Source organism: Nordella sp. HKS 07, from assembly GCF_011046735.1.
In the GTDB taxonomy this organism is placed as follows: Bacteria; Pseudomonadota; Alphaproteobacteria; order Rhizobiales; family Aestuariivirgaceae; genus Taklimakanibacter.
Window position 1 is genome coordinate 7043552 of sequence record NZ_CP049258.1, and the last position, 14177, is coordinate 7057728.

The window sequence follows — 14177 nt, forward strand, 5'->3', positions numbered from 1 at the left end:
GGACACCAGCCTGATGTCCGACGCGGTTGCGTCACTCCGTGTAAGCCGTGGCCCCTGGGCCACGGCTCTTCGCAGGCTCTCCCGCGACAAGGCCGCCATGGTCTGTCTCGCGGTCTTCCTCCTTATCGTCGTCGTCTCGCTGCTGGCGCCGGCCTATGCGTCCTTCGCCAACACCGATCCGTTCCGCTCCACCCTCGACGCAACCGTCGAGATCAACGGCCAGCAGGTGCCGGTGATGGAGCAGTCGACCGAGGGTCTGGGGCTCGGCTACACGCCCATCGGCCCAACCTGGGAGCTCGGCAACTATTTTCTCGGTGCCGACAATCAGGGCCGCGATGTCATGGCGCGGCTGCTCTATGGCGGGCGCAACTCGCTCCTCATCGCCGGCGCCTCGACGGTCATAACCATCCTGCTCGCGACGATCATCGGCCTCACCGCCGGTTACTTCGGCGGCGCCACCGACACCATCCTGTCGCGCATCCTCGACGTGCTGTGGGCCTTTCCGGTCTATCTGCTGGCCATCTCGCTCTCGATCGTGCTCATCGCCCATGGCATCGATCTCGGCATCATCATGCTCGAGGCGGGAAGCCTCTGGCTGCCGATCTTCATCATCGGCATCATCTATATCCCCTATATCGCGCGCCCCATCCGCGGCCAGGTCCTGGCGCTCCGGCGCAGCGAATTCGTGCTCGCGGCCATCGGCCTCGGCGTTCCTGAGCACCGCATTCTTCTGCGCGACATCCTGCCCAATGTCTCGACGACGCTGATCGTCTTCGTGCCCCTGATGCTCGCCATCAACATGCTGACCGAGTCGGCGCTCTCCTTCCTGTCGATCGGCGTCCAGCCGCCCGATGCAAGCTGGGGCACCATCATCCAGGACGGCCAGGGCCTGCTCTATACCAGGCCCTGGGTGGCGCTGGCGCCGGGTCTCGCCATCGCCTTGACGGTGCTCGTCCTCAATGTGCTGGGCGACGGTTTGCGCGACGCGCTCGATCCGCGCTCCAAAATCAGGATCGGAGGCGACTGATGCTGCTCGCCCTCCTCCGCCGCTTCGGCCAGATGCTCTTCGTGATGTTCGGCATCAGCGTGCTGGTCTTCCTGATCTTCTTCGTGACGCCCGGCGCCGATCCCGCCGCGCGCATCGCCGGGCGCAATGCGTCGCCCGAAACGCTCGAGGCGGTGCGCAAGAGCTTTGGCTTCGATCAGCCGGTCTGGGTCCAGTATTACACCATGATGAAGAAGCTCTTCGTCACTCAGGACCTCACCTCCTTCGTCAATCGCGGCTGGAAGGTGGTGCCGGCGGTGATCGACACCATACCGGTGACGCTGTCGCTGGTGATCGGGGCGGCTGTCCTGTGGGTCGTCTTCGGCCTGCTGGTCGGTCTGATCGCGGCCGCGACGCGTGGCAGCTGGATCGACAAGCTGCTGATGGCCTTGGGATTGATCGGCTGCGCCATGCCGGTCTTCTGGCTGGGCGAGGTGATGAACCTGATCACCCAGAGCCGCTATCATGACACCTGGGCGTTCTCCTGGGTGCCGCCGCTCGGCTACAAGCCCTTGAGCGAGGATCCCAAGGGCTGGTTCCTCACTCTCGTCATTCCGTGGATCACCCTGTCGATCCTCTATATCGGCCTCTATGGCCGCGTTCTCAGGGCCAATCTCATCGAGGCGATGCAGGAGGATTATATCCGCACCGCCCGCGCCAAGGGCTTGTCCGAGACACGCATCATGCTACGCCATGCGCTGCGCACCTCGCTCATCAGCTTCGTCACCTTGTTCGGCCTCGATTTCGGCGCCCTTGTCGGCGGCGCTGCTTTGCTCACCGAAGTCGTCTTCGGCCTGCAGGGGGTCGGCAAGCTCACTTATGACGCGCTGCAGAATCTCGACCTGCCGGTCATCATGACCACCGTCATCTACGCGTCCTTCTTCGTCGTCCTCGCCAATGCGCTGGTCGACGTCGTTTATATACTGCTCGACCCGCGCGTGAGGTCGGCCTGATGCTCGAAGTACGCGACCTGAAGATCTCCTTTCGCACCGAACATGGCAAGGTGCGGACCATAGACGGCGTTTCCTTCGACGTGGCCGAGAGCGAGATATTGGGCGTGGTCGGTGAATCAGGCTCCGGCAAGACGATCTCGCTGCTGGCCGTCATGGGCCTCATCAACGATCCCAATGCCGTGATCGAAGGCTCGATCAAACTGCGCGGTCGCGAGCTCATTGGCCTCAAGCCAAGCGAAATGCGCAAATTGCGCGGCCGGGAGATCGCCATGATCTTCCAGGACCCGATGACCGCCATGACCCCGGTCTATACGATCGGCTGGCAGATCGCCGAGCAGATCATAGTGCATGAGCGGATCGGCAAGCGGGCGGCACTCGCCCGCGCCATCGACCTGCTGGCGGAAGTGAACATCCCCAACCCGCGCGAGGCGATCGAGCGCTACCCGCATCAGCTCTCGGGCGGCATGCGCCAGCGCGCCGTCATCGCCATGGCGCTGTCCTGCAATCCCGCCCTCCTCATCGCCGACGAGCCGACGACCGCGCTTGACGTGACGGTGCAGGCGCAGATCCTCGACCTCATCCGCAAGCTCAGGAAAAACCACAAATCGGCGGTTGTGTTCATCACCCATGATATGGGCGTCATCGCCGAAATGGCCGACCGGGTGATGGTCATGTATTCGGGCCGCGTCGTCGAGCGCGGCACCAAGGCGGAAATCCTGCTCAGCCCCCGTCATCCCTATACCAAGGCGCTGCTCGATTCCATTCCGCCCCTCGAAGGCGAGAAGCCTCACCGTCTCAGATCCATTCCCGGCTCGCCGCCCTCCTTGTTCGACCTGCCGAAAGGATGCTCCTTCGCGCCACGTTGTCCCTCGCGCTTCGACAGATGTGCCGAGAAGCCGGCGCTGGAAGGCGGCGCCCATGCCGCCGCCTGCTTCCTGAAGGCCGCGTCATGACCGCGGCCCCTTTGCTCCCAGGTTTCCCCCTCTCGCGCCCTGCGGGAGAGGGTGGCCGAAGGCCGGGTGAGGGTGTGGCTCCGGCGGGGAAGAACGAGTCCGGTCTTCGCTTGAACACACCAACACCCTCATCCACCCTTCGGGCACCTAGCCCGGCCTTCGCTTGCGCTCCGGCGCTCGGTGCTCAAAAAGGTCCACAGGACCTTTTTGTCGACTTCGCCGTCGCACCTCGCCCCGCAAGCGAGACCTTTGCGGAAGTGGTCGGATTGCGGCTGGAGAGGGGAATGGAGTTTTTTCGCGCGCCCGATTGGGCGGTGGGAACTTGCAATGCCCGGCGGGAGATGCCCCGTATGAGGTATTTTGGTTGCCGGGGTCATGCACTGAGCACCGCCAGGCGCTTGAGATTGATCGCGGTACACAGCATCGCGAAGTGACCAGCGTTCCTCACAAGCCCGATGTAGCGCACCCGCCGCCATCCCATCAGACGCTTGGCAATGGCGAAGACCCGCTCGACAGCGCTACGACGACGCGAGATGCCCTTGTTGCGTTGAACTTGGCGCTTGCTCAGCGGATGGTGCCTGTTGGGACGGTGAGCAATGCGATCATTGGCCCCGGCAGCCTTGAGGGCCGCGCGGCGTGCCTTGGTGTCATAGCCCTTGTCGGCGTAGAGCGCCCGCTCATCGCCCATGATCAGCGCATCACCCATAGTCGTATCAGCCACCGAGGCGGTGGTGAGAACACAGCGACGGATGATGCCCGAGCCCAGGTCGACCGCCACATGGCCTTTGTAGCCAAAGTAGCGCTTGTGGCCCTTCTTGGCCCAGCTCGCCTCAGGATCGGTCGGGCTGAGGATGAGTTTGCTTGCCGGCCGTTCGCCTTTGGGCCCGGCCTTGTCCTGCTGCGGGGCTTGATCGCTGGCGGGTGCCGGCGCCGGTGTCTTGTCTTCCTTCGGCTTCTCGGGCCGCTTCACATGGGCTTCGACCAGCGTCGCATCGATGATCGTGCCCTGGCGCAGCAGCAGTCCCTTGGCATCAATCTGAAGGTTCACAACTTCAAACACCGCCTCGCTCAGGCCCCTCGTCGCCAGCTCCGTGCGAAACCGGCTGATCGTCGAGTGATCCGGCGTGTCTTCACCCAAAGCCAAGCCGACAAAGCGGCGGAACGACAATCTATCGATCAGCGCTTCCTCAAGGCCTGGATCCGACAGCGAATACCATTGCTGCAGCAAAAGAGCCTTCAGCATCAGCAGTGGCGGGTAGCCGGGCGCGCCATAGGGCGAGCCGCGCATCGGCGCGAGCAAGGTGTCGATCTGGCCCCAATCGATCAGGCTCTGCACCCGATCAAGTGTCTCGCCCGAGCGGCTCGGCTGCTTCGCCAGAGCATCAGCCAGGCTAAACTGACCAGTCACGCGTGTCGGCATGCGTCGACCCCCTGTTCCTCTCCCCAGAGAATCACAGATGCCCCACTTCTGCAAAGGTCTCGCTTGCGGGAGAAGGGAAAAAGCTGCACATTCGGAGTCCGGTCCAATAAGGTCGAGGCTGCGACCATGACCGTCGCCCCCCTCCTCGAGACCCGCAACCTGACGAAGCAGTTCGTCATCGGCAATCGCTTCACGGCGCAGGGCCTGCGTACCGTGCATGCGGTCGACAATGTGTCGCTCGAGATCCTGCCGGGCGAGACGGTCGGCCTTGTCGGCGAATCGGGCTGTGGCAAATCGACCCTCGGGCGCTGCATGACGCGCCTTTATGACGTCACCGGCGGCGAACTCTATTTCGAAGGCATCGACATCACCAATAAGACCCTGCATCAGATGCGCCCCTTGCGGCGGCGCATGCAGATGGTCTTCCAGGATCCGTATGCCTCGCTCAATCCGCGCCGTCGTGTACGCGACCTTATCGCCGAGCCCTTGCGCGTGCATATGCGCTTCAGTGAAGCCGAGATCCGCGACCGGGTGCGCAACCTCCTGGATGTCGTCGGGCTTTCCCCTGACCACATGGACCGCTTTCCGCACGAATTCTCCGGCGGCCAACGCCAGCGCATCGGTATCGCGCGGGCCATCGCGCTCGAGCCCAGCCTCATCGTCGCGGACGAGCCGGTCTCCGCCCTCGACGTTTCGGTCCAGGCGCAGATCGTCAATCTGCTCGCCGATCTCCAGGAGCGCCTGAGCCTTACCTATGTCTTCATCGCCCATGATCTGAGCGTGGTGCGCCAGGTCTCGACCCGCATCGCGGTCATGTATCTGGGCTCGATCGTCGAGTTCGGCAGCGCCGGTGACATCTTCGCCAAGCCCAGCCACCCCTATACCCAGGCCCTGATCTCGGCGGTGCCGCAGCCCGACCTCAGAAAGGCCGGCGAGCGCAAGCGCATCGTGCTCACCGGCGACGTCCCGAGCCCGATTAACCCGCCGCAAGGTTGCCGCTTCCATCCGCGTTGCCCCTACGCTACCGACAGATGCCGGCAGGAACGCCCGGTTTTGACAGCTCACGGCGGAACGCGTAGTGTCGCCTGCCATTATCCCCTCACGGCCTGAACCATCCCCCCCATGCCTGAGTTTTCCACCCATCTCGCTTTCGCGCTGATCGCGCTCGGCATGGTGCTCACCCCCGGGCCGAACATAATCTATCTCGTCTCGCGCTCGATCTCGCAGGGGGCGCCTGGCCGGCCTCATCTCGCTCGGCGGCGTGGCTTTGGGCTTCGTGGTCTACATGCTGTGCGCAGCTTTCGGCATCACCGCCATCGTCATCGCCATCCCCTATGCCTATGACGCCCTGCGTTTCGGCGGCGCGCTCTATCTGCTTTATCTCGCCTGGCAGGCGGTAAGACCGAATGGCGGCTCACCCTTCGCGGTGAAGACGCTCCCCAAGGACAGCCCGCGCAAGCTCTTCCTGATGGGCTTCCTCACCAATCTGCTTAACCCCAAGATCGCGGTCCTCTATCTCTCGCTGCTGCCGCAATTCATCGATCCTGAGCACGGCAGCGTTCTGCTGCAGTCCGTCGTTCTCGGGACGACCCAGATTGCCGTCAGCGTCACAGTCAATTCGATCATCGCCGTAATGGCGGGCTCGATCGCTGTCTTTCTGTCGGGCCGTCCGACCTTTCTGCTCGTCCAGCGCTGGCTGATGGGCACGGTCCTCGCCGGCCTCGCCGTCAAGATGGCGAGCGAAGCCCGCCGCTGATCGTCATCCTGGCGAAAGCCGGGACCCTCCAGCACTTCACCAGCCTGATGGATCCCGACTTTCGTCGGGATCACGGACCCTTTTGGAAAGGACTCACCATGTCGCAGGACAGCGATCGTTTTTTCATCATCACCGGCGGCCCGGGAGCCGGAAAGACTACGCTCCTCGATGCGCTCGCGGTGCGGGGTCATCACCACACCGTCGAGGCGGGTCGCGCCATCATCCAGGATCAGATGGCGATCGACGGGCCGATATTGCCCTGGCGCGATCCTGCTCTCTTCGCCGAGGCCATGCTGGTCTGGGACATGCGCTCCTATCGCATAGCCGAAACGCAGCCGGGGACAGTCTTCTTCGACCGCGGTGTTCCCGACATGATCGGCTATCTACGTCTCATGGGCCTGCCTGTCCCCGCCCATATGATGCGGGCCGCGGCGCAATTCCGGTACAACCGCCTTGTCTTCGTGGCGCCCTTCTGGGCGGAGATTTTCGCCACCGACAGCGAGCGCAAGCAATCGCCTGAGGAAGCCCGGCGCACCTGCCAGGCGCTCATGGGCACCTATCGAGAGTTCGGCTTCGAGCTCGCTTTGCTGCCCCTCGCCTCCGTCGATGAGCGCGTCCGCTTCGTGCTCGCAAGAGCAGGATTGCCTGTCTGAGCGGGTCAGACGCGATCCAGGAACCCGAGCACGCGTCTCATCAGCACCGCGGTCGCATCCGCGTCATAGGACGGGAGCGAGCTGTCGGCGAAATAGTGCTGGTCACCTGGATACAGGAAGAGTTCCGCGTCACCGGCCTTCGCCACGATATCTCGGGCATTGTCGATGTCACCCTCGCCGACGAAGATCGGATCCCTGTCCATGCCATGGATCTGGACAGGCACACCGTCAGGCCAGGGCCCGACAGCCCACTCGCCGGTGATCGGCAGGCAAGAGTAGAAAAACAGAGCGCCGCGCGCGCGGCCGCGTCTGGGCGAGCTTCTGCGCCGGCAGCACGCCGAACGAGAACCCGGCATAGATGAGGCCAGCGGGTAGCCCATCGGCGACATGGACGCCGCGCTCCCGCATGTCTTCGAACCCGACCTCGCCGATATAAGTGAGCCCTTCGTCGATGCTCCGGAACAGGCGCCCTTCGAACAGGTCCGGCGTATGCACGATGTGACCGGCGCCTCTGAGATCGTTTGCAAACGCGCGCACACCAGGGGTCAGTCCCAGCGCGTGGTGGAACAACAGAACCTCGGCCATGGGAGGTCTCCAGGTCGGATCGTAGACGCCCCCTTGATGATTTTAAAGCGCAGCCCGCTCGCGGGGAAGACCGGCCCCTCTACTTGACCGCCCCGGCGGTGAGGCCCTTGACGATATAGCGTTCGAGGAAAACGCCGATCACCACCAACGGCGCAATCGCCGCGGTCGAGAGTGCCGCCATCGACCACCAGTTGATGCCCTGCGAGCCGGTCTGGCTCGCCACCATCACCGGCAGGGTCTTGGCATTGGTGGAGGTGAGAAGTGCGGCGAAGAAATACTCGTTCCAGCACAGAATGACGGACAGGATGAAAGCCGCCACCATGCCCGGAAGGGCGATCGGCACCACGATGCGCAGGAACGCCCCCCAGACCGAGCAGCCATCGACGAGGGCGGCCTGCTCCAGCTCGATCGGAATCGTGTCGAACTGGTCGCGCATGATCCAGATCACGATCGGCAGCACCATCAGCGTATAGACGAGAATGAGGCCGATGCGGCTGTCGAGCAGCGCCAGCTCCTTGTAGAGGACGAGGAAGGGCATCGCCAGCACGACGGGCGGTAGGATCAGTTGCGACAGGAAGAAGAAGGAGATGTCCTTGTTGCGCATCCAGCCGAATTTGTAGTCGAAGCGGCTCAGCCCGTATGCCGCGAGCGACCCGATGATCACCGCCAGCGCCGAGGCGCCGAGCGAGGCGATGATGCTGTTGGCGAAGCGCTTGAGGAACTCGTCGCGCACCGTCGATATCTGGCCGATCGTGTCGGGGGAGAGGCCGAGCGAACGCCAGCCGCGCCAGTCGGGCGTGAAGTCGTGCCACGGGATGAGATGGCCCTGCGTGACATTGACCGCTGTCTTGAACGAGGTGGTGAGCGTCCAATAGATCGGGAACAGCGAGATGAAGGTCCAGATCAGGAGCGCTCCATAGACCAGGACGCGGGTTGTTATTCTCGCGCTGTCGCTCATGTCAGTTCGTCCTTTGCATGAAACGGCTCGCGAATTTGAGCAGCAAGGTCACGAAGATGATTATGATCACCAGATAGAATTCGGCCAGCATGGTGCCGTAACCGACATTGGAGCGGTCGCGATATTCGCGGAAGATGAAGCTCGACACCGTGTCGGTCGCCCCGCCCGGGCCGCCCGACGTCACATTGATCACGATGTCGGCGAGCTTGAGCTGGAAGATGATCTTGAGCACGATGGCGGTGACGCTCACCGGCAGCATCAGCGGAAAAGTGATCTGCCAGAAGGACTGCCAGGGGCTGGCGCCGTCCACCTTGGCCGCTTCCGTGATTTCCTTGGGCATCGCCTGAAGTCCGGCGAGCAGCAGGATCATGATGAAGGGAATCCACACCCAGGCATCCATTAGGGCGATGCTCAGGCGCGCGATCCAGGGCGTCGTGAAGAAGGCCGGATTCTCCCAGCCGAGATGGCGCGCAAGTGTCGCCGCCGGGCCGAAGCGATATTCCATCAGCGACTTGCCGATCATCCAGCTGACCGCCACCGGGCTCAGCATGAAGGGAAGCAGGAAGGCGACCCGGAAGAACTTGCGCGCCTTAATATCGGCATTGAGCAGCAGCGCCAGGCCGAAGGCGATCGTATACTGGACCAGCACGAACAACACGTAATAGACCATGTTGAGGAGCGCGTTCCAGAAATAGGCATCGGCGAAAAGCGAGCGAAGATTATCGAGCCCGTTGAACTGTGGCCCGGCGACGGAGCTCAGATTCCAGTTGGTGAAGGCGAGATAGAGACCGAAGAAGGTCGGGAAGATCACCATCGCCACGGTGAAGGCGACGGCCGGCAGCACAAACAGAGCATGCTTGCCGCGTTCGCCGCGCGTGAGTACCTGTGCGACGCCGACCGCTGCCGTCCACAGGAGAAAGGCATAGAGCACCGGGCGCCAGTTCTCGAAACCCATCGTTGTGACGCCCGCCGAATAAAGCGCCTGCCAGAGGGCGATGAAAGCAAGCGCGAGCGAGGCGATCCACACGAGAGCGCGTCCCAAGGATGCTCGCGGTGTATCCGCGGCGCGCGCGAGCGGCTCATGCATCTTCCCGGCGGTCTGAGGCAGTGCGGTGTTCATGAGAGTCAGGATATCCGGATAGAGACGAGAATCCTGGTGGCGCAGGCTGCGCCACCAGGATGATGCCTGTCAAATACGAGCAGTTCGGCGGCCGCTAGGAGCCGAACGATCCCTTGTAGAGCTCGATCTGCTTCTCGCGCCCGATCTGGTCGGTGATTTTCTCCCAGGCGGCTGCGATCGCATCGGCGCCCTGCTGTGCCGTTGCGCCGCCGGCATAGACCTTGGCGAGTTCGTCCTCCGCGACGCTGTAATACTGGAAGATGCCGGGAATGCGCGGTTCGATCGCCGCATTGGGATGATTATAGGAGTCCGACTGCGACTTCAGATAGGACGAGATGAAGGCCTCGTCATAGCCCGCCGCCACCCATTCCGGGACATTGAAATGGCTGTTGCGATAGGGCTGGAAGCCCGACGGATAGGCCGCCGTCCACAAAGACAGGTCCTTGCCGCCGAGATGGGCCGCCGCGCTCCACGCCGCCTTCTGCTTGACCGGATCGCTGTCGACGCGGGCCATGACATAGACGCCCCAACCGATATAGGCCATGTTCGGCGCGAAATTCGGGCCCGAGGCGAGCTTGTCCCACTGGCCGGTCTTGGCGTTGTAGACATCGTCCGAGCCGGGAAGAATGGAGAAGGCGACGGTGTCACCGATCACCGAGCCGTCGCTGGTCTTGGCCATCGATCCGACATCGCCCCACCAGGCGAGCATCGAGCCCGTGCCGGCGAGGAATTGCTGGAAGGCGGTCGTGCCCGGATCGGCATTGAGCTGATCGGCAGGCTCCGACGGCAGGGCGTCGATCACGTCCTGGATGGCGCGCACGAAAGCCGGATTGTTGACGCGCGGCTTCATCGTGTCGACATCGAAGAGCCAGGCCTTGTCGTCGGGATGCTTGGCGTAAGCGGTGGCGCGGCTTTCGAGGAAGTAGAAGCCGAAGCCGCCCCAGCCCTTGGCCGGATCGAGATAGCCATAGGCATCCTGGCCGGCGGCCTTCTTGCCTTTCAGGAACTTGGTGACTTCCTGAACCTTCTGCCACGTATTGGGGACGGCCCAGTCGCCCTGATGGCCTTCGTCCTTCCAGGCCTTGGCAAGCTCGGCATCGGAGAAGACGTCGGTGCGGTAATTGAAGGTGTGGCAATCACCGTCGATCGAGATGCGATAGGTCTTGCCGTTCCAGGTGCCGACCGGCGCCTTGAGATAACCGACATAGTCGTCCATCTCGATCTGGGCCTTGACCCAGTCGGGCATTTCGGAAGCGAGGCCCTTGCCGCAGACATCGCCCTCGAAGGGAGCACCCATTTCGACGATGTCGAAATCGACCGTGCCGGTCGCGATCGACTGCTGCAGGCGGGCATTGTAGTCGGCCTGGGCGAGGTCGATCCAATTGATCTTGGCGCCCGTATAGGTCTCCCACGGCTTCAGGAAGCCGCGGAACAGGAGATTGTGCAGATTCTGGTTGTTGAGTCCCATGAAGGTGAGCTCGACACCCTTGAACTCGCCTTCCTTGACATTGGCCTTGGTCGCGCCGAGGACCATTTCGCCGACCTTCTGCCAATCGGCATCGGTCGGGGAGCCTTTGCCGACGCCAGGGACCTGCAGGAGCTGGGTGCGCAGATCGGATTGCGCGGCAGCCTCGGGCGCCAGGGCGGTGAGACTGCCCGTCGCAGCGAGGGCCGAGAGCGCGGCGGCGCCTTTCAGAACAGTTCGACGGTTGGCCTGCATGGCCATGAGCATTTCATGCTGCTGGATCTTCACTTCTATTTCCTCCCTTTGCGGATGTTGGGTTCCCGCCCCCATCGGCCGATTCATTGTCGACCGCCTCTAACATGTTAGTATGCGCAGCCGAAGAAGGCTGTCAATCAGACTCGCGCTTTCAACAGAGCATCGACCTCCGGGCGTGCCGGCATGGATGGCGCCGTGCCTGCCCGGGTGACGGAAATGCCGGCCACCGCCGCACCAAAGCGCGCCGCTTCGAAGGGCGAAGCGCCTTCCGCAAGGGCCGCGGCGAAACCGCCGTTGAACGCATCGCCCGCTCCGGTCGTCTCGACGACCGGTCCCGCTTTGAAAGCCGGCACGAGGACAGATTGGCTTCTCGAATGCAGCAGCGCGCCCGCTTCGCCGAGCGTGATGAGCGCCGTTCCGGCTCCCTTCTTGAGGAAGACGTCACCGGCATTGCGCGCCTCATCCACCGTCTTCACCTCGACGCCGGTCAGCAGCGTCGCTTCGCTCTCATTCGGCGTGACATAGTCGCAAAGCCGATAGAGGTCGTCATCGAAGCGCTCGGCCGGCGCCGGGTTGAAGATGGTGACGGCGCCGGCCTGCTTGGCGATCGCGAGGCCGCGCCTCGCCGCGGCCACCGGCTGCTCCAGCTGGGTGATGAAAACCGCGGCATTGCGGATGGCCTCCGCAGCGGCATCGACATCCGCCGCGACGATGGTCGCAGCCGCTCCCGGCACAACAATGATGGCATTGTCGCCGGTTATTTCATTGACATAGATGAAGGCGGCGCCGGTCGGCTGGTCGTCCATCTTGACGACGTGCGGAGCGATCCCTTCCTTCTTCCAGGTCGCAAGCGCATTGGCGCCGAACTCGTCGCGCCCGATCTTCGAGATGAAGGTCACGGCTGCGCCGGCGCGGGCGGCGGCGACGGCCTGGTTTGAACCCTTCCCGCCCGGTCCCATCTTGAAGCCTGAGCCGGCGATGGTTTCGCCGATGCCGGGCAGCCGGCCGGCGCGAAAGGCCAGATCGGCGACGAAGATGCCGAGTATGGCGACGCCTTTGCGCCCACCCATCAGTTGAGCCTGAGTCCGGTTTCTTTGTCGAAGAGATGGACGAGACTGGGATCCGGCGCCATCGGCAAGGCTTCGCCGGGCTTGACGGCGACGCGCTCGCGGAACACGCCGACGATCTTCTGCGCGCCGACCTTGGCGAATACCTGGGTTTCCGATCCGGTAGGCTCGAGCACCGAAACCTCTGCCTTCATCGCCTCACCGCCGAGGGTAAAATGCTCAGGCCGGATGCCGTAAATCGCCGGCCGGCCGTCCGAGCCCTGCGGTGCGGAGGCAAGAGGCAAAGCGATACCGTCCTCGGTGACGAAGGAGGCCTTGCCGTTGAGCTTGATCTGACCTTTGAGGAGGTTCATGGCCGGCGAGCCGATGAAGCCCGCGACGAAGATGTTCTCGGGCCGGTCATAGAGTTCGAGCGGCGAGCCCGACTGCTCGACGATACCGTCATGCATCACCACGATGCGATCCGCCATGGTCATGGCCTCGACCTGGTCATGTGTCACATAGACCGTCGTGGTCTTGAGGCGCTGATGCAGCTCCTTGATCTCGGCGCGCATCTGGACGCGCAATTTGGCGTCGAGATTTGACAGAGGCTCATCGAACAGGAACACCTTGGGATCGCGCACGATGGCGCGACCCATGGCGACGCGCTGGCGCTGGCCGCCCGACAGCTGGCGCGGGTAGCGGGTGAGATAGGGTACGAGGTCGAGGATCTCCGCCGCCCGCCGCACCCGGCTTTCGATCTCGGCCTTGGGCGCATGGCGCATTTTGAGAGCGAAGCCCATATTTTCGGCCACCGTCTTGTGCGGATAGAGCGCATAGGATTGGAACACCATGGCGATGTCGCGGTCCTTGGGGGGCAGGTCGTTGACCACCTTTTCGCCGATACGGATGTCACCGGAAGTGATCGGCTCGAGACCGGCGATCATGCGCAGCAGCGTCGACTTTCCGCAGCCCGAGGGGCCGACCAGAATGACGAATTCGCCGTCCTTGATGCCGATCGATACGCCGTGAATGACCTCTTGCGCGCCATACGCCTTGCGCACGTCCACGACGTCAACTGAAGCCATGTGAGTTCCTCCCGATTATGTTTTCTAGACCGGGACGTTATTGCATCTTTTCCGCAGGGTCCAGGGCGGATGCCAATCTTCGCCCAAAGCCGCTAGACTGGCGGCGCCGGAATCAGCAATGGCGAGGACGATGATCAAGAGAATGATAGTGCCGCCGACGCGCGCCACCGCCGCCGCCGATGAATTGCGGCGCCGGATCCTGGAGGGCGACTATCCGGCCGGCATGCCACTGCGGCAGGCGATCCTGGCCGAGGAGTTGGGCATCAGCCGCATTCCCTTCCGCGAAGCGCTCATTCTGCTCGAGGCCGAGGGCTTGGTGCAGCTCGAGGCCCATAAGGGCGCCGTCGTTGCCGGCTTCTCGCCCGAGGAGGTCGAAGAGCTGTTCGAGTTCCGCGCCTTGCTCGAGCCGGCGCTGCTCGAGAAATCGGCCCCGCTCCTGACCGAGGCGGACTATGCCGAGCTGGATGCGATCCTGCGCGAATATAGCGACGAATTGCGCACCCATAATCCGGGGCGCTGGGGCGCGCTCAATACGGAGCTGCATTCCCTTCTCTATCGCCGCGCCGGAAGCCCGCGCATGCTCGCCACGACGGATCAGTTGCTCAAGGGCACCGACCGCTTCGCCCGCATGCAGCTCTATTATACCGACGGACGCGCCCGGGCCGAGAAGGAGCATTTGGAAATCGTCTCCGAATGCCGGGCGGGCAATGTGAAGAAGGCCGCCAAGCTGCTGCGCCAGCACATACTCGCTGCCGGGGAGGCCCTGGTCACCTTGCTGCGCGAGCGCCAGCAGAGCCCGGCGAAGTAGTCCGCCCCTTCCCCCTTATCCGGCGCGGCCCAGGGCGATGATCTGATATGGGCGCTTACCCATCATCCAAGC

12 protein-coding genes and 2 pseudogenes are annotated in these 14177 nt (G+C 63.3%); 7 read left to right on the forward strand and 7 right to left on the reverse strand.

What is annotated here, in order from left to right:
- Positions 1 to 13: 13 nt before the first annotated feature.
- Genes G5V57_RS33315 through G5V57_RS33325 form a run of 3 tightly spaced genes read left to right on the forward strand, consistent with a single transcriptional unit; the run spans position 14 to position 2951 of the window.
- Positions 14 to 1027 carry an ABC transporter permease gene (locus tag G5V57_RS33315; protein WP_165173477.1) on the forward strand — a complete coding sequence of 338 codons (1014 nt, stop codon included), beginning with the start codon at positions 14 to 16 and terminating at the stop codon, positions 1025 to 1027.
- A complete protein-coding gene (locus G5V57_RS33320; RefSeq protein WP_165173479.1) occupies positions 1027 to 1998 on the forward strand; it encodes an ABC transporter permease in 972 nt (323 codons plus the stop codon). The genes G5V57_RS33315 and G5V57_RS33320 overlap by 1 nt, the downstream gene beginning before the upstream one ends.
- Positions 1998 to 2951, forward strand: a complete 954-nt coding sequence (locus G5V57_RS33325) for an ABC transporter ATP-binding protein (protein ID WP_165173481.1) — start codon at positions 1998 to 2000, stop codon at positions 2949 to 2951. The genes G5V57_RS33320 and G5V57_RS33325 overlap by 1 nt, the downstream gene beginning before the upstream one ends.
- Positions 2952 to 3324: 373 nt before the next feature.
- Here G5V57_RS33325 and G5V57_RS33330 read toward each other — a convergent pair whose 3' ends face one another.
- Positions 3325 to 4371 (reverse strand): IS5 family transposase, encoded by a 1047-nt coding sequence (locus tag G5V57_RS33330; protein WP_165167114.1) that lies wholly within the window; start codon positions 4369 to 4371, stop codon positions 3325 to 3327.
- 126 nt (positions 4372 to 4497) lie between these two features.
- Here G5V57_RS33330 and G5V57_RS33335 point away from each other — a divergent pair, with 126 nt between their 5' ends.
- From G5V57_RS33335 to G5V57_RS33345, 3 genes and pseudogenes are all read left to right on the forward strand, one after another.
- Positions 4498 to 5481, forward strand: coding sequence for an ABC transporter ATP-binding protein (locus G5V57_RS33335; RefSeq protein WP_165173483.1), 984 nt, complete (start codon positions 4498 to 4500; stop codon positions 5479 to 5481).
- A 12-nt stretch (positions 5482 to 5493) separates the two neighbouring features.
- A pseudogene (locus tag G5V57_RS33340) lies at positions 5494 to 6127 on the forward strand (LysE family translocator).
- 98 nt (positions 6128 to 6225) lie between these two features.
- Positions 6226 to 6780, forward strand: a complete 555-nt coding sequence (locus G5V57_RS33345; RefSeq protein WP_165173485.1) for an AAA family ATPase — start codon at positions 6226 to 6228, stop codon at positions 6778 to 6780.
- 5 nt (positions 6781 to 6785) lie between these two features.
- Here the strand turns inward: G5V57_RS33345 and G5V57_RS33350 are convergent.
- The 6 genes and pseudogenes from G5V57_RS33350 to G5V57_RS33375 all read right to left on the reverse strand — a co-directional run bounded on the left by G5V57_RS33350 (position 6786) and on the right by G5V57_RS33375 (position 13297).
- A pseudogene (locus G5V57_RS33350) lies at positions 6786 to 7365 on the reverse strand (dienelactone hydrolase family protein).
- Between the two features lie 79 nt (positions 7366 to 7444).
- Complete coding sequence (locus G5V57_RS33355; protein ID WP_165173487.1) at positions 7445 to 8323, reverse strand: carbohydrate ABC transporter permease; 879 nt, start codon at positions 8321 to 8323, stop codon at positions 7445 to 7447.
- Between the two features lies 1 nt (position 8324).
- A complete protein-coding gene (locus G5V57_RS33360) occupies positions 8325 to 9410 on the reverse strand; it encodes a carbohydrate ABC transporter permease (RefSeq protein ID WP_165174380.1) in 1086 nt (361 codons plus the stop codon).
- 127 nt (positions 9411 to 9537) lie between these two features.
- Positions 9538 to 11175, reverse strand: a complete 1638-nt coding sequence (locus G5V57_RS33365) for a sugar ABC transporter substrate-binding protein (RefSeq protein WP_371744847.1) — start codon at positions 11173 to 11175, stop codon at positions 9538 to 9540.
- Positions 11176 to 11300: 125 nt separating this feature from the next.
- Complete coding sequence (rbsK, locus tag G5V57_RS33370) at positions 11301 to 12233, reverse strand: ribokinase (RefSeq protein ID WP_165173491.1); 933 nt, start codon at positions 12231 to 12233, stop codon at positions 11301 to 11303.
- On the reverse strand, positions 12233 to 13297 hold the full coding sequence (locus tag G5V57_RS33375) for an ABC transporter ATP-binding protein (RefSeq protein WP_165173493.1): 1065 nt from the start codon (positions 13295 to 13297) through the stop codon (positions 12233 to 12235). The genes rbsK and G5V57_RS33375 overlap by 1 nt, the downstream gene beginning before the upstream one ends.
- Before the next feature lie 130 nt (positions 13298 to 13427).
- Here G5V57_RS33375 and G5V57_RS33380 point away from each other — a divergent pair, with 130 nt between their 5' ends.
- Positions 13428 to 14105 carry a GntR family transcriptional regulator gene (locus G5V57_RS33380; RefSeq protein ID WP_165173495.1) on the forward strand — a complete coding sequence of 226 codons (678 nt, stop codon included), beginning with the start codon at positions 13428 to 13430 and terminating at the stop codon, positions 14103 to 14105.
- Positions 14106 to 14177: the final 72 nt, after the last annotated feature.

Coding starts and splice junctions, on each gene's coding strand:
- G5V57_RS33375 (WP_165173493.1), bottom strand. CDS start 13,297: ATGGCTTCAGTTGACGTCGTGGACGTGCGCAAGGCGTATGGCGCGCAA.
- G5V57_RS33365 (WP_371744847.1), bottom strand. CDS start 11,175: ATGCTCATGGCCATGCAGGCCAACCGTCGAACTGTTCTGAAAGGCGCC.
- G5V57_RS33360 (WP_165174380.1), bottom strand. CDS start 9,410: ATGCATGAGCCGCTCGCGCGCGCCGCGGATACACCGCGAGCATCCTTG.
- G5V57_RS33325 (WP_165173481.1), top strand. CDS start 1,998: ATGCTCGAAGTACGCGACCTGAAGATCTCCTTTCGCACCGAACATGGC.
- G5V57_RS33355 (WP_165173487.1), bottom strand. CDS start 8,323: ATGAGCGACAGCGCGAGAATAACAACCCGCGTCCTGGTCTATGGAGCG.
- G5V57_RS33345 (WP_165173485.1), top strand. CDS start 6,226: ATGTCGCAGGACAGCGATCGTTTTTTCATCATCACCGGCGGCCCGGGA.
- rbsK (WP_165173491.1), bottom strand. CDS start 12,233: ATGGGTGGGCGCAAAGGCGTCGCCATACTCGGCATCTTCGTCGCCGAT.
- G5V57_RS33380 (WP_165173495.1), top strand. CDS start 13,428: ATGATCAAGAGAATGATAGTGCCGCCGACGCGCGCCACCGCCGCCGCC.
- G5V57_RS33320 (WP_165173479.1), top strand. CDS start 1,027: ATGCTGCTCGCCCTCCTCCGCCGCTTCGGCCAGATGCTCTTCGTGATG.
- G5V57_RS33330 (WP_165167114.1), bottom strand. CDS start 4,371: ATGCCGACACGCGTGACTGGTCAGTTTAGCCTGGCTGATGCTCTGGCG.
- G5V57_RS33315 (WP_165173477.1), top strand. CDS start 14: ATGTCCGACGCGGTTGCGTCACTCCGTGTAAGCCGTGGCCCCTGGGCC.
- G5V57_RS33335 (WP_165173483.1), top strand. CDS start 4,498: ATGACCGTCGCCCCCCTCCTCGAGACCCGCAACCTGACGAAGCAGTTC.